Below are 21,669 nucleotides of genomic sequence, written 5' to 3'. Positions count from 1 at the left end.
TCACCGCGTCGATCATGGTGAACCGCCCGTTAGGGTTTCTTAACCGACAGCGCGCGATGATGCGGACGTAGGATTCCAGATCGGTTCCACTCTTGCCCATGTTCGCCAAACGCCAATCCGCACTCGCCGCCACCGCCGGGACCGCCCCGCGCGCCAAGGATGGCCCGAGCCTGAAACCTGTCGTCGACGCCCTGAAGAAGCCGCCGGTCGCCGCGGGTCTGGCAGGCTTGCTGCTGCTCAGCACCAGCGCCCTGTTCCTGACGGTTCTTGGCGATCCAAAGGCGGGGACGCCCTCGGCCCATGTCGCGCTGGAACGTGACGCGCCCGCAGCGCAAGCGCCGGCCCCGACGGGCTTCGAAGCCTTCTCCATGGGCGCGATGGGGCTGTATCAGAATCTCGCGGGCGGCGCCGATCCGACCGCGGGCGGCGAAGCCGTCATCACCCTGCCGGACGGCGGCAGCGTCTCGGGTCAGGGCGCGCCCATCACGGCGCCGGTCCACGCCGCCTCTCCGTTGGCCAAGGCCCCCATCGCCGGCCTGTCGCAACCCGGATCCAACGGTCCCCTGCCGATGATCGCGCCCGACGGCCGCGTTCCGGCCCAGGCCTATGCTCGCCCGTTCCGACCGAACGGCAAGCCGCGCGTGTCGCTGATCGTCGGCGGACTGGGCCTGAACGCCGTCACGACCCGCGCGGCCATCGAACGCCTGCCGCCGGAGGTCACGCTCAGCTTCGTGCCCTATGCCGACAATCTGCAGGGCTGGATCGACCAAGCGCGCGCGCAGGGCCATGAGGTCATGCTGGAAATGCCGATGGAGCCGACCGGCTATCCCGACAACGACCCCGGCCCGTATACGCTGCTGGCCGACGGCGGCGCCGACGACGTGACCGCCAAGATGGACTGGCTGCTGAGCCGCGCCACCGGCTATTTCGGCGTGACCAACTATCTGGGCGACCGGTTCGCCGGGTCGGACACGGGCATGAACGCCTTCCTGAGCGTCCTGCGCCAGCGCGGCGTCGCCTTCCTGGACGACGGCTCGTTCCAACGTCGGCCGGGCGCTTGGGCGCGGGCCAGCGCGGACCGCGTCATCGACCGGACGCAGTCGCCCGCCGCCATCGTCGCCGCCCTGAACGGCCTCGAAGCCCAGGCCAAGCTGCGCGGTTCGGCCCTGGGGGCCGGCTTCAGCTATCCGGTGACGGTCGAGGCCGCCGCCCGCTGGACCGCCGGTCTGGAACAGCGCGGCCTGCAACTGGCGCCGGCCTCGTCCATGTCGATGCGGCCGGGGCGCTAGTGTCCGATCTCGACGCCTATCGGCCCAATGTCGGGGTCGTGCTGTTCAACCGCGACGGCCTGGTCTGGTACGGCCAGCGCCACGCCACGCCCGGTCCGCATAACTGGCAGTTCCCGCAGGGCGGCGTCGATGCGGGCGAGGATCTGGAAGCCGCCGCCCGCCGCGAACTGCATGAGGAGACCGGCGTCACCTCGATCGAACTGCTGGCGCGGACGGACGACTGGATCCTGTACGACTTCCCGCCCGAAGCCATGAACAACGCCAAGGCCTGGCGCGGTTTCAAGGGTCAGAAGCAGCAGTGGTTCGCCTTCCGCTTCACCGGCGACGAGGCCGAGATCGATCTGGCGGCCGACGATGAAGTCGAGTTCGACGCCTGGCGTTGGGGGCCGCTGTCGGACGCCTGCGACCTGATCGTGCCGTTCAAACGGCCGGCCTATGAACAGGTCGTCGCCGCCTTCTCGCACCTGGCGGCATAGAAAAAGGGCGGCGCGAACGCCGCCCTTTCATAGTTCGCCTTGAAACGGTTTAGGCTGCTTCAGCCTTCTGCTCGGCCTGGCCTTCGATCAGCGGCTGGCCGGCGCCGATCTCGATACGGCGGGGCTTCAGCGCCTCGGGCAGTTCGCGCTTCAGCGAGATCGAAAGCAGACCGTTGACCAGATTGGCGTCGTTGACGACGACATAGTCGGCCAGCTGGAACCGGCGCTCGAAATCGCGCTCGGCCAGGCCGCGATGCAGGTAGGTCTTCTGCGTCGCCGTATCGTCGTTGGCCGTCTTGCGGCCGGTCACGGTGAGCAGGTTTTCCTTCACCTCGATATTCAGCTCGTCGGGGCTGAAGCCGGCGACGGCGATCTCGATGCGATAGGCGTTCTCGCCCGTGGTTTCGATGTTGTAGGGGGGATAACCCGTGTCCTGGCTGGTCGCGCGCGAGGCGTTTTCCAGCAGATTGGCCAGACGGTCGAAGCCGACGGCCGAACGGTATAGCGGGGTGAAATCATAGGTACGCATCAGCATCCTCCTGAGGATCAGCAAGGTTGAGCCGCCCGGCGTTTTGGCCCGGACGGTGGGAGATCAGATCGACGACCCGAAATCGGCGCCGTCAGTCTGGAGAACCCGAAATCGGCGTCCTCGAGAGCAAAGATGGGAGCCGGCGAAACGGCGTCAAGGGCGCCGCCTGCACGATTTTGCTTGCGTCAAATCCGCCTGTGTCTCGTGAAGTTCATTTGCGCGGGCGGCCCGCCTGCCTATGGAGAACGACCTGAACCTGGAGCCCTCGATCATGCGCCTCGCCGTCTACGGCCTCGCCGCCGTCCTGCTGTCCGCCGCCCCCGCCCTGGCCCAACAGTCGCCCCAGACCCAGGGCGCGTGGACGCCGCCGCGTTCGGCCCTGTCCAGCGCCATGCCGACCTTCTCCGACGACACGGCCTTGCAGACCGCCATCGCCGCCGAGACCCGCCCCGCCGCCGACCGGGCGCGCGACGTCTATCGTCATCCGTATGAATCCCTGACCTTCTGGGGTCTGACGCCGGGCATGACGGTGGTGGAGATCGAGCCGGGCGGCGCCAGCTGGTGGCGGCACATCCTTGAACCCTATGCGGCGGCGACCGGCGGGCGTTATGTGCCGGTCAATCGCCCGCTGGAAAGCATGGGCGTGGCGGACGGAACCGCCGACTTCATTCTGGTGGCTCGCGCCTTCCACAACTGGTCGCGTAACGACCGGACCCAGCCGTATCTGCAGGCCTTCTTCAAGGCCTTGAAGCCCGGCGGCGTGCTGGCTGTCGAACAGCACCGCAGCGCGGAAGGGCTGAACGTGGCCGATGTCGCCTCCACCGGCTATGTGCCCGAAAGCTATGTGATCCATGAGGCGCGAAACGCTGGCTTCGTGCTGGAGGCGCGCAGCGAGCTCAACGCCAATCCCAAGGACGACCACGATCACCCGTTCGGCGTCTGGACCCTGCCGCCCATCCGCCAGTCGGCCGCGCGCAACGATCCGTCGGGCCGCACCCTGACGCCCGACGAACGCGCCGCCTTCGACGCCATCGGCGAGAGCGATCGGATGACCCTGCGTTTCCGCAAGCCCGAATAGGCCGTCTTGCGTTTTGACCGGACCTGCGAACCCGATTAAGCCCAAGGCGTCAGGGTGCGTCGGACGCGGGTCCCGGCGTCCTGCGGAGGTTTTGAATGGCTGATCGTCTGGCGAGCGCGAGCGGATTGTCGCGTCGGTTTCTGCTGAGCGGCGCTGCGGCGCTGGGGCTGACCGGCGTGGCGGCTTGCGGGCGCAAGGACGAGGCCGCAAAGGCGCCCGCCGCGCCGCCTACGCCGGCCGGGCCGCCGGAGGGCTCGCTGGAATGGGCGGTCGAGGGATCGTGGCGTTCGGCCCAGGACAAGGCGCGCGACGCCTTCCGCCATCCGATGGAGACGCTGCGGTTCTTCGGTCTTCAACCCAAGATGACGGTGGTGGAATTCTGGCCCGGCAGCGGCTGGTACACCGAAATCCTCGCGCCCTATCTGGCCAAGGGGGCGGGCACCTATGTCGCCGCCCTGTTCCCCGAAGGACCGACCGCCGATCCGGCGCAGGCCGTGCTGAACACCGCCTTTCGCACGCGGTTCTCCAGCGACAAGAAGCTTTATGGCGAGCCGCAGTTTTCGGTCTTCGGCGCGGGGTCCGGCCCGGTGACCGCAGCGGGTACGGCCGAGATGTGCCTGTTCATGCGAACCCTGCATGGCTGGATGGCGGCGGGCATTGCGGAAAAGGCCTTCGCCGACGCCTTCGCCGCTCTTCGCCCGGGCGGCATCCTGGGCATCGAACAGCACCGGCTGGCGCCTGCGCAGGATCAGGATCCGGTCGCGGCCAATGGCTATGTCCAGGAAGCTTTCGTGCGACAGTTGGCGGCTGAGGCGGGCTTCGTCTTCGTCGAGGCGTCCGAGATCAACGCCAATCCGGAAGACACCAAGGATCACCCGTTCGGCGTCGACACCCTGGCGCCTACGCGCCTGACGGCGCCGCGCGGCGAACCGGCGGACCCCGCCTTCGACCGATCCAAATATGACGCGATCGGCGAGAGCGATCGCATGACCTTGAAGTTCAGGAAGCCCGAGTGAACCGCGCCCAAGCCTTCGCCGCCAACGCCCCGTTGATGGGGGTTCCCGGCGCCGCCTCGCCGCCCGGCGGAAAGGGCGACTGGTTTCGCGGCGCGGGCGGAATGCGCCTGCGCGCCGGGCTGTGGAAGCCGTCTCATCTCGCAGCGGACAAGGTGCGCGGCACGGTGGTGCTTAGCCCCGGCCGCACCGAGCCGATCGAGAAATACTATGAGGTGATCGGCAACTTCCTGGCGCGCGGCTGGTGCGTGCTGACCCACGACTGGCGCGGCCAGGGGCTGTCGGCGCGGTTGTTGCCGGATCGGCTGAAGGGGCACGCCCGTGCGGTTGAGGAGTTTCTGGACGACTACAACCGCCTGCTGAACGCCTATGAGGACCAGTGCCCCAAGCCCTGGATCATGGTGGGCCATTCGATGGGCGCGTGCCTGAACCTGCTGTCGCTGGAAAGCGGCGAGGACCGGTTCGCCGGCGCGGTCCTGTCCAGCCCCATGCTGCGCATCAAGACCGGCAAACGGTCGATGTGGTCGGTCAAGCTGGTGGTGCGCTGGAACATCCGCCACGGCCAGGCCGGCGACTATATCCTAGGCGACCCCGACGATCCGTTCGACCACAACTTCGCCGAGGACGCCCTGACCTCGGACGAGACCCGCTATGAGATGTGGCGTCAGCAGCTGTACGCCTGTCCGCACCTTGCCATCGGCGGTCCCACCTATGGCTGGCTGGCCTTTGCGCTGGACGCCGGCGAGCGCGCGCTGAAGCCCAAGGCCCTGAAGGCGGTCAAGGCGCCGGTCGTGATCGTCCAGGCCAGCGCCGACGACGTGGTGTGGAAACAGACCAACCAATGGGCCGCCAAACGCATCCCGCGCGGCCGCTACGTCGAGGTCGCCGGCGCCAAGCACGAGGTCATCATGGAGGCCGACGACCTGCGCGCCGTCTTCCTGAACGAATTCGACGCCATGGCCGATCTGGTCGCGCCTGCGGCGGACGCGCTCACCGATCCGTCGGCGATGACGGCGGACGTGACGGCGGGCTGATCGTTCAGGCGGCGGTTTCGGCGCGCCAGCGTCGGTCGATCGTCTGGGTGACGCCGCATAGCTGCAGGAAGGCGACGGCGACGCCGGGGCCGGTCTCGGCCTTGACCAGCAGGGGCAGAACGATCCACTCGCGCGGGAAGCGCATGACCATTACATCGTCGCTGGCGCGCAGATGCGGGCAGTATTTCATCGAGCGGTCGACGCAGCGGCGGTGCAGGGGTGCGATCGAGCCGGCGTCGATCATCACCCGGTCGTCGGCGATGTCGGCGCGAACCTGACCGCCGCGCGCCCTGAGCTGACCGGCGCAACGTCGCGCGGCGATCTGGGTCCAGCGATCGCTATCCTCAGTCGGCTCGCCGCACATCGGGCACAGCATGCGCGCGACGGTGAGGCGCTGTCGGACCAGATGGTTCTTCGAATATTGCGGCTTGCCCGCGCCGGGCGCACTGGCCTGCATCAGGGCGAGACGGCCGCCGACGGTTCGGCATGGCGTGGCGCCCGTAATCTCTTCGCCGCTCCAACTCGTGACCCAGGGCACATCGACGCCGACAACCAGTTTGGACTGCCCAGTCATCGAAATCCGTCCCCTCAACCGTCCGCACCCTGACGCCGTCTCTCGACCTGCGTCAATATGCGCCAGGTGCGAGGTTCAGGCGGCCGCGCGTTTCAGCGTCACCAGCGCCTGATCGATCAGGCGCGCGTCACCGACGGCCAGGACTTGGCCCCTGTCGTCCGGCGCTGCGCCGCGCCAGTTGACGACCTTGCCGCCCGCCGCCTCGATGACGGGCACCAGGGCGGACCAGTCCCAGGGCTTCAGGCTGGTCTCGGCGACCAGATCCATCTTGCCCGCCGCCACCATGGCGTAGGCGTAGGCGTCGCAACCGAGGCGCGCCAGGCGAGCGGTCGCGCGCACCTGGGTCCAGGCGCCCAGTTCGGCGCCGTTGAAGATGTCGGGGTCCGTGGTCGAGATGACGGCGTCGGTAAGCGTCTCGCAGGACCGCACGGCCAGCGGCGTCTCGATATCGCCGCGCAACAGGCGCGCACCGGACGGGCCGCCGATGAAGATTTCGTCCAGATAGGGCTGGGCGATGACGCCGACGGTCGGCTTGCCGGCCGTGCGAAGGGCGATCAGCGTGGTCCACAGCGGCAGGCCCGAGATGAAGGCGCGGGTGCCGTCGATGGGATCCAGCACCCAGACGTGCTCGGCGTCCGGTCGATCCTCGCCATACTCCTCACCGATGACGCCGTGGTCGGGATAGCGGGCGGCGATCAGGCGGCGGATGGCGGCCTCGGCCTGTTTGTCGGCCTCTGTGACGGGATCGAAGCCGGCCGCCCCGCCCTTGTCTTCATGCCCGATGTCCGAGCGGAAGAAGGGCAGGGTCACGCGCGCGGCTTCGCGCGCCAGTTCGATGGCGAAAGCTTCATATTCGGTCATGAGCGTTCCCTTACCGCGCTTTCGCCGGCATGGGCGCCCCTTGAGACGTACAGATCGGGGAGACGCGCAGATCAGGCGGCGGCCGCGTCGCCCGCATGCAGGGACTTGGCCAGATCCAGCAAACGCCGGCGGGGCCGTTCGTCCAGCTGATAGTAAGCCTGGATCAGATCCAGCGTTTCCTTGCGCGAAAAGACTTCGCCGCCCTTGGGAGTCGGTGCGTCGGCCTCCATCGCTTCGGCCAGGCCATCGTAGAAATAGGCGACGGGCGTTTCCAGCGCCTCGGCCAACTGCCACAGGCGCGCGGCGGAGATGCGGTTGGCGCCGCATTCGTACTTCTGGATCTGCTGAAAGCGGATGCCGACCTGGACGGCCAGCTGCTGCTGCGTCAGGCCCAGCAGGCGGCGACGGCGGCGCAGGCGGCGGCCCAGATGAAGGTCGATGTCGTCGGCCATCACGGTGATCCTCGTCTCAACGTCTGTCCCGATGCGGGACGACACACGTCGATCACGGCAATCGCCGTGCCGGATCGCGCCTGACGCGAATTCGGCCTTATTGCGGCGAGGTTGGAACGAGGACGCAACCGTATGGCCCGAGCCGCATTTACTGCAACAGCTTGGCTTTTAAAGGAAGGAACCACAGCATGGGTCTCGGAATCATTGGTTGGCTCGTCATCGGCATCGTCGCCGGCTGGCTGGCTGAAAAGGTCATGGGTCGCAATCACGGCCTGCTGACAAACCTGATCGTCGGCGTCATCGGCGCTCTGCTCGGCGGCTTCATCTCGAACAACGTCTTCGGCACGCCGGTTGGCGGCTTCAACTTCGTCACCCTGATCGTGGCGTTCCTGGGCGCCTGCCTGCTGCTGTTCCTTCTGGGACTGGTCAAGCGTCGCGCTTGATCCGATAGTCGATCGATAAGGAAAGGGCGGTTCTTACGAGCCGCCCTTTTTGCTGCGCCACTGTCGCCGCTGGGTTGCGGACAGACGAAAGGGCGGCCGGAAAACCCGACCGCCCTTTATCATTCAGCCTTAGAAAACTGACTTACTGCGGCTCGGTCGGAGCCGGCGAGGCGCCGTCCGGAGCCGGGGTCGCCGGTTCTGTGGTCGCCGGATCGGTCGGTTCGGCCGCAGGTTCCGCGGTCGGCGCGGGAGCGGCGGCCGGATCAGCGGCGGGGGCCGCCGGGGCGCCGGCGATAGGAGCGGCGGCGTCAAACTCGGCCTTCGTGTAGGCCACCACGACGCCGGTTCCTTCCTGGCGGATCCCGCTCAGCGGCACGGCGCGAAGTTGGCCGTCGGCCCCGCGAACGGTAAGCTCCTGCTTGCCTTCGGCGTTGTTCTGAACGCCTTCCAGCTTGCCCAGCTCGCCATCAGGACCGGAAACGCTCGATCCGGGGTTCAGCGACAGCGATTGCTGCGAGGACGCAGCGGCGGCAGGCGCGGCGGCGGGAGCGGGCGTGGCTTCTTGCGCCAGAGCCGGCGCGGCGGTCATGAAGGCGGCGGCGGCGCCAGCCAGAAGAGCGGTCTTGATGGTCATGGGAGACTATCCCCTGTTACACGGGCCCGACGCCCGCACCCCTATATACTCGCTCTGTTACGGATTGTTTCGTATGCCCCGAAATGACCTTGGCAGCGCCCCGGTTGGACGATTCTTGGTCTATGTTCGGGCGATCCGCGATTCGAGAGGCCACGTTTGTCCAGCCGCCCCCGGCACACATCCGGTCTGATCCGCCGACTGGCGGGTCTGGCCTTCGAGCTGACGCCCCAGATCTTTGCGGTGGTGGCCTTTGGCGCAGGCGCGCTGATGCTGGTCTCTGCGGTGACGCCCGAGTTCGACAGTCGGCTGCGCCAGCTGACAGGCGTCGTCTCTCCCATCCTGATCGACCTGTCGCACTTTGTCGGCAGCATCGCCGGTTTCCTTCTTCTGCTCTTGTCGGCGGGTCTGTGGCGGCGTCGGCGCGGCGCCTATTGGGCCGCCCTGCTGGTCCTGGCGGCTGGGGCGGTGTTCTCGGTGCTGAAGGGCCTGGACTGGCAGCAGGCGACGGATCTGCTGGTCGTCGCCGCGCTCCTGGCGCCGTGCCGCACGGCCTTCAACCGGCGCTCGCGTCTAAGCGAGCCGCTGCGGCCGAGCTGGCTGTTGCTGCTGACGGCGGTGGTGGCGGCCATGCTGTGGCTGGGCTTCTTCGCCTATCGCGACGTCGCCTATAATGACGAGCTGTGGTGGCGCTTCCTGAGTGATCGCCAGGCGTCCGGCTTCCTGCGGGCCGGGCTGGTTCTGGCGATCCTGACGCTGGTGGTGGCCGGCCGCTCGCTGTTGAGCTCACCCGGCGCCCACAGTCACGGCCCGGCCAGCAAGGGCGACATCGATCGCGCGCTCCAGGCGCTGCAGACCGCCGATACGGCCACGCCCGAGGCCTGGCTGGCCATGCTGGGCGATAAGGCGCTGATGTTCAGCCCGTCGGGTTCCAGCTTCCTGGCCTATCGCGTGCGGGGGCGGCGCTGGATCGCCATGGGCGAACCGGCAGGGCTCAAGAGCGAACGGCTGGAGTTGCTGTGGTCCTTCGCCGAGATGGCCGACAGCTATGGCGGGGCGGCGGTCTTCTATTCGGTCAGCGAAGAGGTGCTGGGCGACCTGGCGACCATGGGGCTGGCGGTGCGCAAGGTCGGCGAGACGGCCGTGATCGACGCCCACCGCTTCTCCATCGAGGGCAAGGGCAAGCAGAACCTGCGCACAGCCATCAATCGCGCCGAGCGTGAAGGCTCCTCGTTCGAGGTTCTGCCGCCCGGGTCGGCCGCAGCGATCGCAGACGAGCTGCGCGAGATTTCGGACGCCTGGCTGGCCATGCACGAGGGCTCGGAGAAATCCTTCTCCTTGGGGCGCTTCGACGTCGACTATCTGGACCTGACGCCGCTGGCGGTGGTCAAGGAGGGCGGCCGCATCGTCGCCTTCGCCAATCTGCTGACCTCGCCGGACGAAGCGGCGGTGGATCTGATGCGCCATCGGCCGGACGCGCCGCATGGGGTGATGGACTATCTGTTCATTCGCTGCGCCCAGTGGGCCAAGGCGGAAGGCCTGGCCAGCTTCGACCTGGGCATGGCGCCGCTGGCTGGGCTGGAGGATCGTCGCATCGCGCCGGTCTTCGCTCGCGTCGGCGCCTTGGTGTTCGAAGAGGGCGGGGCGCTCTACGGCTTCCAGGGTTTGCGCAGCTACAAGGCCAAGTTCGGCCCGGACTGGCGCTCGCGCTTCATCGCCGCGCCGGTTTCGACGCCGCTGCCGCTGGCCCTGCTGGACGTCGCTTTGCTGACCAGCGGCGGCTGGCTGGGAATGCTGGGGCTGAAGAAGGCCTAGGTCAGCAGCGCCTTCAGCACGCCGTCCAGCACTGGGCGGCCGCGCTCGGTGGCGATCAGTCGCTCGGCCTTCAGCATCAGGAACCCGTCGGCGATCAGGTCCGCGACCGGCGCGCGTTCTGCCGACAGGCCGAGCGCCGACAGCAGGGCGCCAGGCGTGCCTTCGGTGGTGCGCAGGGCCAGCAGCAGCCGTTCTTCGGCGGCGTCGGCCGGCGTCTGGACGTCGCGCTCGCACCAGGGCGTGAGGCCCGAGACGCCCGCCACATAATCGGCGATGCGGCGGTGGGCGACGGTCGCGGTCCTGACGCCGTCCAGCGTCAGCCGGCCATGGGCGCCGGGGCCGACACCCAGATAGTCGCCGCCGCGCCAGACATGCAGATTGTGCGACGATCGGGCGGCGCGACCGCGTGCATGGTTGGACACCTCATAGGCTTTGAAGCCGGCGGCGGAGAGGACATCCTGGGTGGTTTCGTAGAGCGAGGCGGCCCGGTCCTCGTCCGGCGGGGTCAGGGTTCCGCGTGCGAAGGCCCGACCAAAGGCCGTCGTCGGCTCTATGGTCAGCTGATAGGGCGAGACGTGTTCGAACCCGAGCGCCAGCGCCGCCATCAGTTCGGCGGCCCAATCTTCAGGCGTCTGGTCCGGGCGGGCGTAGATCAGGTCGATGGACAGACGGTCGAAGGCGCGTCGGGCAAGATCGACCGCGCGCAGGGCCTCGGCCGCCGAATGGTCGCGACCTAGAAAACGCAGGGCGGCGTCGTCCAGCGCCTGAACCCCCATCGACAGGCGGTTGATCCCGGCGTCGGCTAGGGCGGCGAACCGGCCGGCCTCGGCGTCGGTGGGATTGGCCTCCAGCGTGATCTCGATGTCGCCGGCGGGCGGGAACAGGTCGCGGGCCGCCGCCGCGATCCGCGCGACGGCGTCGGGCGCCATCAGCGACGGCGTGCCGCCGCCGAAGAAGATCGAGGCCAGCCGTCGCGGGCCTGTCAGATCTCTCTGGGCACACAGATCCGCCAGGATCGCCTCGACCAGCCCGGCCTGTTCCTCGGTGCGTCCGCGATCGCGCACGACGTTGAAGTCGCAGTAGGGGCAGATGCGCGCGCAATAGGGCCAGTGGACGTAGAGGCCGACGTCCGATCCCGGATCAAGCGGATCAGTCAATCAGGGCGGCTCTCAGCTTGGCGAAGGCGACGGTGCGGTGGCTGATGGCGTCCTTGGCCGCCGGCTCCATCTCGCCGAAGGTCTGATCGCCCCCATTCGGAATGAAGAGCGGGTCGTAGCCGAAGCCGCGATCGCCGCGTGGGGGGAAGGTCAGCTGGCCGTGAACCTCGCCCTGGACCACGACGCAGGGGCCGTCCGGCCAGGCGACCGCCAGGGCCGAGGTGAACCAGGCGGTCCGGTCCATCGCGCCGATCTCTTCCAGCCGCTCCTCGACCTTCTTCATGGCGACGGCGAAATCCTTGCCCGGCCCGGCCCAGCGCGCAGAGAAGATGCCCGGCGCGCCATCCAGCGCCGCGACCGACAGGCCGCAATCGTCGGCCAGCGAAACCTCGCCCGACAGTTCCGCCGCGTGGCGCGCCTTCAGCATGGCGTTGCCGGTGAAGGTGCTCTCCGTTTCGTCGGGTTCGGGCAGGTTCAGCTGGCCGGCGGTGACGAGTTCGTAACTTCCGCCGAGCAGCGCCGAGATTTCGGGAACCTTACCGGCGTTGTGCGTCGCCACGACGATCCGCATCCCTTTGATAAGCTTGAGATTCATCGTCGATCACGCTCCTGAAACAGTCTATTGCCAAAGTTTAATATCGTTAAACGATATGTAACGTGCCTTTTTCGCCCGCACGGCCTATCTATTGATCGTCAGGAACGAGGTCGCAGCGTTCAGGGCTTCCGGAAAACCGGGAACGATCGTGCGGCTAACAAATCCAAACGGCGATAATCGCCTAAACTAGAAAGACGGAGAACCACAATGCATACGATGAACACCTCGATGTGGCTCGACAAGGTCGGCGCTGCTTTTGTCAGCACCGTTCTGATCGCCGCCCTGCCCACCGCCCTGGTCGTCACCCTGTTCCAAGCCCTTTGATCCCTCTCTTTTCGATCACTGGAGCTTTGACGACCTGCATGAAGACCGCGATGTATAGAGCCGCGCGCGGGTTCGCCGGACCCCGCGTGGCCATCGCCCCGCCTTCCCCGGCTTGAGATCAAAAAGACCATGCGCCTGCCCCTGCCGCCAAATCCGCTGAAGCGAGGCGAGGCAAGCGTTCCGAACTGGCTGGGCGCGCCGATCAAAGCGCTCGGCCCGGGTTCGGTGTCCAGCGTGTTGAAGGTGGTTCTGGACGTCGCCTACATCCTTCTCTGGCTGATCACCGGCATTCTGCTGCTGCTGGTCATCGCCGCGATCTTCATTCCCCTGGACAATGTGAACATCACCGTCAGCGGGGATTCCGGCGGCAAGCAACTGCCGCTGACGCGCACGCTGCTGCTGTTCGGCCTGGGCGCCGCGACCGCCTATTTCGGCGGTTTCATGCTGATCCTGCGCAGCCTGCGCCGCATCATCCGCACCCTGACCATGGGCGACCCGTTCCAGCCCGATAACGTGCGCCGTCTGCGCCAGATCGGCCTGACCCTGGCGGTCGTGACCGGCGGCGTCTGGGTGGCCCAAGGCTTCGTCGCCAAGCGGCTGGCGCCCGGCGTCATGGATCCGCAGGGCTTCGGCGAACTGCTGACCCCCATCTTTTCCGTGCTTATCGTCTTCGTGCTGGCGGAGGTGTTCCGCGAGGGCGCGCGCCTGCGTCGCGAATCCGAACTGACGATCTGAGCCGTTTCGAAGTAGGATTTGCGCATGGCCATCCGCGTCCAGCTCGACCGCGTCCTCGTGGAACGCCGCATGTCGTTGACCGAACTCGCCGACCGGGTCGGGGTGACGGTGGCGAACCTGTCGATCCTGAAGACGGGCAAGGCGCGCGCGGTTCGGTTCTCGACCCTGGACGCCCTGTGCCGCGAGTTGGACTGCCAGCCCGGTGACTTGCTGGCGCACGAGCCTGGTCCAGGCGACACCATCGAGGACGACGGCGAGGCATGAGGCGAAAGGGCCCGAGCCGTGACGAAAACGGACTGACGCCCGAAGACCGTCGCATCTGGACTCGCGTCGCCGGATCGGTCGTGACGCCGAGGACGCGCAAGGCAGTCCGCGTCACGCCCGGCGCCGAAACGCCGCCCGAGATCGTGGTGACGCCGATCGAGCGCCCGCGCCCCCTGGTCAAGGCGTCTCCCAAACGCACCGCTGGCGCGCCGCCGGCGGAAAAGCGACCCTCGCCGAACAAGCCCAAGCCCGCGCCCGAGGATCTGGAGCCGCGCCGCAAGCAGCGGCTGTCGCGCGAACGCGATCCCATCGAGGCGCGCATCGACCTGCATGGCTTCGGCCGGTTCGAGGCTGAGGATCAGCTTCGAGGCTTCCTCACATCGTGCCAGGCGCGCGGAATGCGGGCGGTGCTGGTCATCACCGGTCAGGGTCGGATGGGCGGCGGGGTGATCCGTTCGGCCTTTGCGGAATGGATGCATTCGTCGGCACTGCGCGGCGTGGTGTCGGGCTTCACCATCGCCCACCAGAAGCATGGCGGAAACGGCGCCTTCTACGTCACCCTGAAACGCCGAACCTGACGCTCACGAAAAAGGCCGGGCCCGCGCTGGCGGACCCGGCCTTTCGAAAAGCGGCTTTGCTCTGGCCTATTTGGCGGCGATGGCGCCGGCCAGGATCACGTCGATCTGCTTGCCCATATGATCCGACAAAGCCTGCGCGTCCCATTCGTCATAGGCGGCGCGGCGATAGTTCGACAGATAGGCGTCCCAGATCAGCTCGACCAGCAGACGGCTGTCGGCGTCCTTGGACAGTTCGCCCTTGGCCACCGCATCCTGAAGGATGTTGCTGATGGCGAGCAGCAGGTTTTTGGTCGCGGCGCGGGCGCGCATTTCGGCGGCCAGGGGCTGGAACCACGAGCGGGCCACGATGGCCTGGAACAGGGGCAGTTGGTCCAGCGACGAGTGATAGCCGGCGCTCAGCGCGCTGACGAGGCGCTGGCGGACGGGCTCGCCTTCAGGCGCCGCGGCCTCGACCACCTCGGCCAGACGCGTCATATCCTCGGTCAAGACCGCTTCGAACAGTTCGGCCTTGTCCTGGAAGTTGGCGAAGACGGCGCCGGTGGACATGCCCGCGCCCTTGGCGATGTCGCGGATCGTGGCGGGCTCATAGCCGCGCTCGGCGAAGAGCGAGCGGGCGGCGTCCAGAACCTTTTGTCGCGTGCGGATCTTGGCGGCCTGGCGGCGGTTCAAGCGGGGCTCGACAGCGAGGGAGGCGACGGTATCTGTCATATAATCAGGCTTTTACTCTACTTTCGGTTTCTGGTCGGGGCGGGCCCGGCAGCGACCTCGAATGAATATCTGAGCCCTTGGATCGAACCGAAAGGGCGCTTCTGCTCCGCAGATGCAGTCATGGAGAGGCGCGCTTGCATCACGGAACCATGACGAAAATGGGTCCGGCGACGGTCTGTAAGGGGCTTCCCTTACTCCGGCGCGGGGTCGACCCGCGCCGGGCGCAGCGTGCGGCGCAGTGCGCGGCTGGGCCGATTGCGACGCTCGATCGGGATGGCCGACTGGAAGGCCTTGCGAAACTGATCGCGACGTTCGTGGACCGAGGCGAGCACCAGGCCCATGGGCACGCCCAGATCGACAAGTGTGTTTTCGGCCAGCTGCAGACTGGCCTCGGTCGTCTCCGGCACGGCGTCGGTGACGCCCAGTCCATACAGCCGAATGGCGTGCTGATCGTCGCGAGCGCGGGCGATCAGGATCAGGTCGTCGCGCATCGACCGCGCCGTAGTGACCACCTCGTCCACTTTCGTCGGCGCGTCCATGGTGACGATCAGGGCGCGGGTGGACTGGACGCCGCAGTGCTGGAGCATCTCGCGCCGCCCCGCATCGCCATAGAAGACATCGAATCCGTCACGTCGGCCCGCAGCGACGGCGCCCGCATCGGTGTCCAAGGCGATGAAGGGCTGATCGTGCGCCTTCAGCATTTCCCCGATCAAACGGCCGACGCGCCCGAAGCCGACGATGATGACCGCGCCGTCGGCCGCCTCCAGCTTTGGAAGCTCGACAGGCTGGCCTGCGGCGGTCGACTTGCGCGCGAGCTTCTGGCCCAGCAGGGCGAGCAGGGGGATCGAAAAGATGCTGACGGTCGCCGACAGGGCCACGGTGTTGGTCAACTGCGGCGGTACGAGGCCCTCGACCAGGCCGGTGGCGAAGACCACGAAGGCGAATTCGCCCGCCGGCGCCAGAACGAGCGCCGTCTCCAGCGCCGGGCGGGCGCCCAGGCCCCAGAAACGCGCCAGGCTGAAGATGACGCCGGTCTTCACGACCGTCAGGGTCAGGGCCAGGCCGAAGACGCCGACCGGATCGGCGGCGATGGCGTCCAGGTCCAGACCCAGGCCGACACCGACGAAGAAGACGCCCAGCAAAAGCCCCTTGAACGGTTCGATGGAAACCTCGACTTCGCGCCGGAACTCGGTCTCGGCCAGCAGCACGCCGGCCAGAAGCGCGCCGATGCTCATCGACAGGCCGCTGGCCTGGGCGGCGAGACCTGCGCCGACCACCACCAGCAGGGAGGCAGCGACGAACAGTTCGCCGCCCTGGTCGGCCTTGCGCGCCTTGGCCACCGATCGGAACATCGGCCGCAGCACCACCCGCCCGAGCAGCACCATCAGACCCAGGCCGATGGCGGCCGGAACCAGGGTGAATAGGGCGCGCCCCAGAATGGCCGGATCCAGCGCGCCGCCCTGCTGGGCCAGCGCCGCCAGGACGGTGACGGTGATTAGGATCGGGGCGACCGACAGATCCTGAGCCAGCAGGATGGCGAAGGTGGAACGGCCGACCGTCCCCTTCAGCCGCCCCCGCTCGGCCAGTACGGGCATGACCACGGCCGTCGAGGATAGGGCGAGGCCCATGCCCAACACGACGGCGCTGGCCAAGGTCTGTCCCATCAGCATGAAGCCGCCCGCCAGCACGGCGGTGCAGACGACGACCTGCATCAGCCCCAGGCCGAACACGAGTCGACGCATGGCGCGCAACCGCTCCCACGACAGCTCCAGACCGATCATGAACAGCAGGAAGGCGACGCCCAGTTCTGACAGCTGCGCCAACTGGCCCGGATCGCCGATGGTCAGCCACGACAGCCAGGGAAGGCTTTGCGCGAACCGGCCCAGGCCGTCCGGCCCCAGCAAAACGCCCGCAGCGAGGAAGCCCAGGACGGGGCTGACCTTCAGCCGATTGACCAGGGGTACGATGACGCCGGCAGCCGCCAGAAAGACCACCAGATCCTTATAGTCGCCGCCCTGACCGTGCATCCGCCCTCCTCGCGTCGGCGTATCTGACCCTGATCCCGGCGCTGTGGCGAGAGGCCGCATCGGAATCATGAACTTTTTTTAAGGCGACACCCCCCCTCGCCGGACTAGGGTCTGCGCCGAACCATCCAAATGCCGGGTGGGAACAGGGACATAGTGATGAAACGTCTGCTTATCGGGGCCGCTGTCGGCGCCCTTCTTCTGCCCGCCAGCACGGTTCTGGCTCAGGATATCGGTCACGACCACGCCTGCATCGACGACGCCTGCACCATCGTTTCGCTGTTCTCGGGCGAAGAGACGGCAGCCGGCTGGCAGGGGACAGAGGCGCCCCGCTACGGAACCTGGGGCTTCGACATGGCCGGCCGTGACACCTCGGTGAAGCCGGGCGACGACTTCTTCCAATACGCCAACGGCAAGGCGCTGGAAAAGCTGGTCATTCCGTCGGACCGCACCAGCTATGGCTCGTTCGCCCTGCTGCGCGAACTGTCGGACAACCGCATGAAGGAACTGGTGCTGGGCCTGGCCAACCGCACCGACCTGGCGCCCGGATCGGATGAGGCCAAGGTCGCTGACGCCTATCGCTCCTACATCGACGAGGCGCGCATCGAGCAGCTGGACGCCCAGCCGCTGCAACCCTATCTGGCCGCGATCCGCGCCGCCGACAGCCACGACAAGATGGCCGTCTATATGGGCCAGACGGCCGGCCGCTTCGGCTCGTCCTTCTTCGGCACCGGCATCACGATCGATTCCAAGCAACCGACCCGCTACGTCGTCTCGACGGGCCAGTCGGGCATCGGCCTGCCGAACCGCGACTATTATCTGGACGCCCGTTTCGCCGACAAGAAAGAGAAGTATCAGGCCTATGTCGGCCGGATGCTGGAGATGATCGGCTGGACCAACCCAACCGAGACCGCCGCCCAGATCGTCGCGCTGGAAACCAAGATCGCCGAGGCCCACTGGACCCCGGTCGAGAACCGCAACCGCGACCGGACCTACAACGAGTTCACCATCGCCAAACTGGCCGAGGACGCGCCGGGCTTCGCATGGCAGGCCTATTACGATGCGGCCAAGCTGGGTGGCGTGCCGCGCCTGATCGTGCGTCAGGATACGGCCATGCCCAAGATCGCGGCCATCTACGCCGAGACGCCGGTCGAACTGCTGCAGGCTTGGCAGGCCTTCCACACCGCCGACGACATGGCGCCGCTTATGTCCAAACGCTTCGCCGACGCCCAATGGGAGTTCCGTTCGCGCGATCTGTCGGGTCAGCCTGAGCAGCGCACCCGCGAAAAGCGCGCGATCTCCTTTGCCGAAGGATCGCTGGGCGAGGCCACGGGCCGGCTCTACGTCGCCCAGTATTTCCCCGCCGAATCCAAGGCCAAGATGGAAGAGCTGGTCGCCAATCTGCGCACCGCCCTTTCGCACCGGATCGACAACCTGACCTGGATGGGGACCGAGACCAAGGCGGCGGCGCAGGAGAAGCTGCGCAAGTTCACCGTCAAGATCGGCTATCCCGACAAGTGGCGCGACTACTCCGGCCTGGACATTCGTGCGAACGACCTGGTCGGCAACGCCGAACGCCGCGGCCTGTTCGAGTGGAACTATGATCTGGCCCGTCTGAACGAGCCGGTCGACAAGTCGGAGTGGGGCATGACCCCGCAGACCGTCAACGCCTACTACAACTCGGCCAACAACGAGATCGTCTTCCCGGCCGCGATCCTGCAACCGCCCTTCTTCGATCCGAATGGCGATGCGGCGGTCAACTATGGCGGCATCGGCGGCGTGATCGGGCACGAGATCGGCCACGGCTTCGACGACCAAGGCTCCAAGTCCGATGGCGACGGCGTGCTGCGCAACTGGTGGACGCCGGAAGACAAGGCCAACTTCGAGGCCCTGACGGCGCGTCTGGGCGCGCAATATGCGACCTACGAACCGATCGCGGGCTATCACATCAACCCTGGCCTGACGATGGGCGAGAACATCGGCGACGCGTCTGGCGTGGCCGTCGGTCTTGAGGCCTATCACCTGTCGCTGAACGGTCAGCCGGCGCCCGTGATCGACGGAACGACCGGCGACCAGCGCTTCTTCTATGGCTGGGCTCAGGTCTGGCAGTCGAAGTACCGCGACGAGGCGCTGAAGCAGCAGGTCGCCACCGATCCGCACTCGGCCGCCCAATTCCGCGTCATCGGCCCGCTGCGCAACGTCGACGCCTGGTACGACGCCTTCGACGTTCAGCCGGGCACGAAATACTATCTGACGCCCGAGGAACGCGTCCGCCTCTGGTAAGGCGACGCTTGTTCGAGAATGGAAAGGCCGGGGTTCGCCCCGGCCTTTTTCATATCGAGAACCAGATGCTCGATCTCGACGTCGCATAGAGAATTTGTCGAGATTTTATCATGATTTGTCTGGGCTCCAGACGCGAAAAAGCCCGCTGCGGGGGATACATCGCAGCGGGCTTTCGCGCTCTTTAAAGAGCGGACGTTTCCTCCCCGAAACGCCTTCGAGTGCTGCGCGCTTGAGCAACGCTTGCCCTCGAGTGAGGTCATTTGACGCAAGGGCCGGTCGGTCGTCAACGACCGGTTTCACAAGAGTCGAACTTTCTTCGACTTATCACTGATAACCCATTTCAGGGACGGGTCATTATCGAAGCTTATTCGATAATGGACTTTATGGCGGCGACCAAGCCTTCGCGGGCGATCTTCATCTGGCCGGGGCGTTCGGCCTTCCAGGCGTCGTTGTCCGTGATGGCGGCGGCGGCGGCGCGGCCGGCGTCCAGATCCTTGATCGTGACCTCGCCGGCGGCGATCTCGTCTCCGCCCAGGATGACGACAGCCGGGGCGCCGCGCCGGTCGGCGTATTTCATCTGCGCCTTCATGCCGGCGCGACCCAGATAGAGCTCGGCGGCGATCCCGGCGGCGCGCAGTTCGGCGACGGCGGTCAGATAATGAGCCATGTCGTCCTCGGAGAAGACGATGATGACCACGGGGCCCCGCACGGCGTCCTCGGCGCCACGTCCCGCCGCGCGCAGGGCCGAGGCCAGACGCGAGACGCCGAAGGAGAAGCCGGTCGCCGGCGTGCTCTGACCGGTGAAGCGGGCGACCAGATCGTCATAGCGGCCGCCGCCGCCGATCGAGCCGAAGCGGACGGGACGACCCTTGTCGTCAACCGTGTCGAGCAGCAGTTCGGCCTCGAACACGGCGCCGGTGTAATATTCCAGGCCGCGCACGATGGTCGGATCGAACTTTACGGCGTCCTGACCGACCGACATGGCCGTCAGCGCCCGGTCTATGGCGGCCAGTTCATTCAGCGCCGCCTCGCCCGCTGCGCCGAGGTCGCCGGAGCGCGCGACGGCGTCCAGCGTCTCGGCCCGCGACAGGCCGGGGGTATTGGCCGAGGCCAAAAACGCCTCGATGGCGGCCGTGACCTGGGCGGGTAGCTGGGCGCCCTTGGTGTAGTCGCCCGAGTCGTCCAGACGCCCTTCGCCCAGCAGCTGGACCACGCCCTCCCAGCCCAGGCGGTCGAACTTGTCGATGGCGCGAAGCGCCGTCAGTCGCTGACCGGCCTCGGTCACGCCGCCGGCGTCGAACAGGCCGTCGAACAGCTTGCGGTTCGAAACGCGGATCTGGGCCTGGCCGGCGTCCAGACCGGCGGCGTGCAGGCCTTCGCAGCCCATGGCGATGATCTCGGCGTCGGCCTCGGGCCGGTCCGAGCCGACGGTGTCGGCGTCGCACTGCCAGAACTCGCGGAATCGGCCGGGGCCGGGCTTCTCGTTCCGCCAGACCGGACCATAGGCATAGCGGCGAAACGGCTTGGGCAGGGTCTCCCAGGTCTGTGCCGCGAACCGGGCCAGGGGCGCGGTGTGGTCGTAGCGCAAGGCCATCCATTCGCCCGGCTCGTCCGATCCGGCGTCGTCCTGTAGTGCGAAGACGCCCTCGTTAGGGCGGTCGGCGTCGGGCAGGAACTTGCCCAGCGCATCGGCATATTCGAAGACTGGCGTCTCCAGCGGCTCGAAGCCCCAGCGCTCGTAAACCTCGGACACGCGCGCGACGATGCGCCGCTCGGCGGTCAGGTCACGGCCGCGCTTGTCGGCGAAGCCGCGCGGATTGCGGGCGAGGGGGCGGGGAGGCGCGGCGTCGGTCATGGCGCGCGCTTAAGCCAAGGCGCCCTTGATCGCAAATTCTGCACGGCGGCTGACGTAAAGACAGCGTCCGTCGGCGCCATGCAATGGTCTGTTCCTAAAGACGAAATCCTGATATCGGCGGAACCGCTGTGCGGATTTTTCGTTGATGGCGCATGACGCCCCACGCCCTTCTCGTTCCGCGCACCTGCAACACCTCCGATCGCCGCACGATCCGGTGGTGGGAGTGCGAACTGATCGATGACGCCGGATCGCGCCGCTTGCAGAACCAGGCCTTCTTCTCGATCCGTGAAGCCCGGTCCTGGGCGTCGGCTCAAGGCTATCCGGTCAGTGATGACGCCGCCTCTGCGGCTGAGCTTTAATGTCCGAGGCGGCGCCGAGCGGCATTCTGACCGCCGAAGCTTTCGATACGCCACGTATCCTGCTCGCCGGCGCGGTCGATTACGCCATGTACGACCGCTTCCGCCAGCAGATGGCGGAGGCGCCCGACACCGGGCTGACCGTCATCGAACTGTCGACCCTGGGCGGTGATCCGGAGGTGGCGCGCATGATGGGCGAGGATGTGCGCTTTCAAAGCGACATCAATCCGTCCCGCCGGCTGGTCTTTCTGGGCAAGGCGGCGATCTATTCCGCCGGCGCCACCTTCATGAGCTTCTTTGCGGTGGAAAACCGCTATCTGACGCGCGGCGCCCGGGTGATGATCCACGAGCGCAAGATGGACACGCAACTGCACGTCACGGGGCCGCTGACGACCTGCATCGCCTCCGTTCGCGCCATGCTGAACGAGCTGGAACACTCCATCGCCATCCAGAACGAGGGTTTCGAGAACCTGGTGCGCGGATCGTCGGTGACGATGGAGGAAGTGCTGAAACGCGCCCCTGCCAACTGGTACGTTGAGGCCCAGGAGGCAAAGGCTCGCGGTCTGATCGCCGAAGTGATCTGACCCGCCCACCG

The 21,669-nt window shown here is 67.0% G+C and carries 23 protein-coding genes; 13 read left to right on the top strand and 10 right to left on the bottom strand.

What is annotated here, in order from left to right:
• The first annotated feature begins 98 nt into the window (after nt 1-98).
• Nucleotides 99-1,289 carry a divergent polysaccharide deacetylase family protein gene (locus tag BLR19_RS11175; RefSeq protein WP_091750901.1) on the top strand — a complete coding sequence of 397 codons (1,191 nt, stop codon included), beginning with the start codon at nt 99-101 and terminating at the stop codon, nt 1,287-1,289.
• Entirely contained in the window at nt 1,289-1,765 is a 477-nt protein-coding gene (locus BLR19_RS11170) for an RNA pyrophosphohydrolase (RefSeq protein WP_091750899.1), read from the top strand. The genes BLR19_RS11175 and BLR19_RS11170 overlap by 1 nt, the downstream gene beginning before the upstream one ends.
• A gap of 49 nt (nt 1,766-1,814) precedes the next feature.
• On the opposite strand, the gene BLR19_RS11165 is transcribed toward BLR19_RS11170, so the two are convergent.
• A complete protein-coding gene (locus BLR19_RS11165) occupies nt 1,815-2,294 on the bottom strand; it encodes an Hsp20 family protein (protein ID WP_091750981.1) in 480 nt (159 codons plus the stop codon).
• Nucleotides 2,295-2,565: 271 nt separating this feature from the next.
• Between BLR19_RS11165 and BLR19_RS11160 the strand changes: the two genes are divergently transcribed.
• From BLR19_RS11160 to BLR19_RS11150, 3 genes are all read left to right on the top strand, one after another.
• The gene (locus BLR19_RS11160; protein WP_218119398.1) at nt 2,566-3,372 is read left to right on the top strand and encodes a class I SAM-dependent methyltransferase; all 807 of its coding nucleotides are present in this window, start codon (nt 2,566-2,568) and stop codon (nt 3,370-3,372) included.
• A 95-nt stretch (nt 3,373-3,467) separates the two neighbouring features.
• The gene (locus BLR19_RS11155) at nt 3,468-4,388 is read left to right on the top strand and encodes a class I SAM-dependent methyltransferase (RefSeq protein ID WP_091750894.1); all 921 of its coding nucleotides are present in this window, start codon (nt 3,468-3,470) and stop codon (nt 4,386-4,388) included.
• Nucleotides 4,385-5,419 carry an alpha/beta fold hydrolase gene (locus BLR19_RS11150; protein WP_091750892.1) on the top strand — a complete coding sequence of 345 codons (1,035 nt, stop codon included), beginning with the start codon at nt 4,385-4,387 and terminating at the stop codon, nt 5,417-5,419. The genes BLR19_RS11155 and BLR19_RS11150 overlap by 4 nt, the downstream gene beginning before the upstream one ends.
• A 4-nt stretch (nt 5,420-5,423) precedes the next feature.
• On the opposite strand, the gene BLR19_RS11145 is transcribed toward BLR19_RS11150, so the two are convergent.
• The 3 genes from BLR19_RS11145 to BLR19_RS11135 all read right to left on the bottom strand — a co-directional run bounded on the left by BLR19_RS11145 (nt 5,424) and on the right by BLR19_RS11135 (nt 7,306).
• Nucleotides 5,424-5,993 (bottom strand): hypothetical protein, encoded by a 570-nt coding sequence (locus tag BLR19_RS11145; RefSeq protein ID WP_091750889.1) that lies wholly within the window; start codon nt 5,991-5,993, stop codon nt 5,424-5,426.
• Nucleotides 5,994-6,068: 75 nt separating this feature from the next.
• On the bottom strand, nt 6,069-6,854 hold the full coding sequence (hisN, locus tag BLR19_RS11140) for a histidinol-phosphatase (RefSeq protein WP_091750886.1): 786 nt from the start codon (nt 6,852-6,854) through the stop codon (nt 6,069-6,071).
• A 71-nt stretch (nt 6,855-6,925) separates the two neighbouring features.
• Nucleotides 6,926-7,306 carry a helix-turn-helix domain-containing protein gene (locus BLR19_RS11135; RefSeq protein WP_055754334.1) on the bottom strand — a complete coding sequence of 127 codons (381 nt, stop codon included), beginning with the start codon at nt 7,304-7,306 and terminating at the stop codon, nt 6,926-6,928.
• A gap of 188 nt (nt 7,307-7,494) precedes the next feature.
• On the opposite strand from BLR19_RS11135, the gene BLR19_RS11130 reads away from it, so the two are divergent.
• The gene (locus BLR19_RS11130) at nt 7,495-7,749 is read left to right on the top strand and encodes a GlsB/YeaQ/YmgE family stress response membrane protein (RefSeq protein WP_039243891.1); all 255 of its coding nucleotides are present in this window, start codon (nt 7,495-7,497) and stop codon (nt 7,747-7,749) included.
• 142 nt (nt 7,750-7,891) lie between these two features.
• Here the strand turns inward: BLR19_RS11130 and BLR19_RS11125 are convergent, their stop codons facing one another.
• A complete protein-coding gene (locus BLR19_RS11125) occupies nt 7,892-8,383 on the bottom strand; it encodes a hypothetical protein (protein ID WP_091750883.1) in 492 nt (163 codons plus the stop codon).
• Between the two features lie 156 nt (nt 8,384-8,539).
• Here BLR19_RS11125 and BLR19_RS11120 point away from each other — a divergent pair, with 156 nt between their 5' ends.
• On the top strand, nt 8,540-10,195 hold the full coding sequence (locus BLR19_RS11120; RefSeq protein ID WP_091750881.1) for a GNAT family N-acetyltransferase: 1,656 nt from the start codon (nt 8,540-8,542) through the stop codon (nt 10,193-10,195).
• Here BLR19_RS11120 and hemW read toward each other — a convergent pair.
• Together hemW and rdgB are read right to left on the bottom strand one after the other, a co-directional pair.
• On the bottom strand, nt 10,192-11,352 hold the full coding sequence (hemW, locus tag BLR19_RS11115) for a radical SAM family heme chaperone HemW (protein WP_091750878.1): 1,161 nt from the start codon (nt 11,350-11,352) through the stop codon (nt 10,192-10,194). The genes BLR19_RS11120 and hemW overlap by 4 nt on opposite strands.
• On the bottom strand, nt 11,345-11,947 hold the full coding sequence (gene rdgB / locus BLR19_RS11110; protein ID WP_091750875.1) for an RdgB/HAM1 family non-canonical purine NTP pyrophosphatase: 603 nt from the start codon (nt 11,945-11,947) through the stop codon (nt 11,345-11,347). The genes hemW and rdgB overlap by 8 nt, the downstream gene beginning before the upstream one ends.
• Nucleotides 11,948-12,400: 453 nt before the next feature.
• Between rdgB and BLR19_RS11105 the strand changes: the two genes are divergently transcribed.
• Genes BLR19_RS11105 through BLR19_RS11095 form a run of 3 tightly spaced genes read left to right on the top strand, consistent with a single transcriptional unit; the run spans nt 12,401 to nt 13,848 of the window.
• Entirely contained in the window at nt 12,401-13,006 is a 606-nt protein-coding gene (locus BLR19_RS11105; RefSeq protein WP_055754340.1) for a DUF2975 domain-containing protein, read from the top strand.
• 24 nt (nt 13,007-13,030) lie between these two features.
• Nucleotides 13,031-13,270: a helix-turn-helix domain-containing protein gene (locus BLR19_RS11100; RefSeq protein ID WP_017504942.1), complete on the top strand. Its 240-nt coding sequence runs from the start codon at nt 13,031-13,033 to the stop codon at nt 13,268-13,270.
• Nucleotides 13,267-13,848, top strand: coding sequence for a Smr/MutS family protein (locus BLR19_RS11095; protein ID WP_091750872.1), 582 nt, complete (start codon nt 13,267-13,269; stop codon nt 13,846-13,848). Before BLR19_RS11100 ends, BLR19_RS11095 begins: the two co-directional genes overlap by 4 nt.
• A 66-nt stretch (nt 13,849-13,914) precedes the next feature.
• Here BLR19_RS11095 and BLR19_RS11090 read toward each other — a convergent pair whose 3' ends face one another.
• Together BLR19_RS11090 and BLR19_RS11085 are read right to left on the bottom strand one after the other, a co-directional pair.
• Complete coding sequence (locus BLR19_RS11090) at nt 13,915-14,556, bottom strand: TetR/AcrR family transcriptional regulator (protein WP_039243898.1); 642 nt, start codon at nt 14,554-14,556, stop codon at nt 13,915-13,917.
• Nucleotides 14,557-14,747: 191 nt separating this feature from the next.
• Nucleotides 14,748-16,583 (bottom strand): cation:proton antiporter domain-containing protein, encoded by a 1,836-nt coding sequence (locus tag BLR19_RS11085; RefSeq protein WP_091750869.1) that lies wholly within the window; start codon nt 16,581-16,583, stop codon nt 14,748-14,750.
• A 156-nt stretch (nt 16,584-16,739) separates the two neighbouring features.
• On the opposite strand from BLR19_RS11085, the gene BLR19_RS11080 reads away from it, so the two are divergent.
• On the top strand, nt 16,740-18,863 hold the full coding sequence (locus BLR19_RS11080; protein ID WP_055807474.1) for a M13 family metallopeptidase: 2,124 nt from the start codon (nt 16,740-16,742) through the stop codon (nt 18,861-18,863).
• Nucleotides 18,864-19,227: 364 nt separating this feature from the next.
• Here the strand turns inward: BLR19_RS11080 and hisS are convergent, their stop codons facing one another.
• Nucleotides 19,228-20,718 carry a histidine--tRNA ligase gene (gene hisS / locus BLR19_RS11075; RefSeq protein WP_091750867.1) on the bottom strand — a complete coding sequence of 497 codons (1,491 nt, stop codon included), beginning with the start codon at nt 20,716-20,718 and terminating at the stop codon, nt 19,228-19,230.
• A gap of 152 nt (nt 20,719-20,870) precedes the next feature.
• Here hisS and BLR19_RS11070 point away from each other — a divergent pair, with 152 nt between their 5' ends.
• Nucleotides 20,871-21,077 (top strand): hypothetical protein, encoded by a 207-nt coding sequence (locus tag BLR19_RS11070; RefSeq protein ID WP_055807478.1) that lies wholly within the window; start codon nt 20,871-20,873, stop codon nt 21,075-21,077.
• Nucleotides 21,077-21,658 carry a ClpP family protease gene (locus BLR19_RS11065; protein WP_091750864.1) on the top strand — a complete coding sequence of 194 codons (582 nt, stop codon included), beginning with the start codon at nt 21,077-21,079 and terminating at the stop codon, nt 21,656-21,658. Before BLR19_RS11070 ends, BLR19_RS11065 begins: the two co-directional genes overlap by 1 nt.
• Nucleotides 21,659-21,669: the final 11 nt, after the last annotated feature.

It is taken from the genome of Brevundimonas sp. 374 (genome assembly GCF_900102995.1).
Taxonomy (GTDB): Bacteria; Pseudomonadota; Alphaproteobacteria; order Caulobacterales; family Caulobacteraceae; genus Brevundimonas; species Brevundimonas vesicularis_C.
This window is presented reverse-complemented; position numbering and strand designations above follow the sequence as displayed.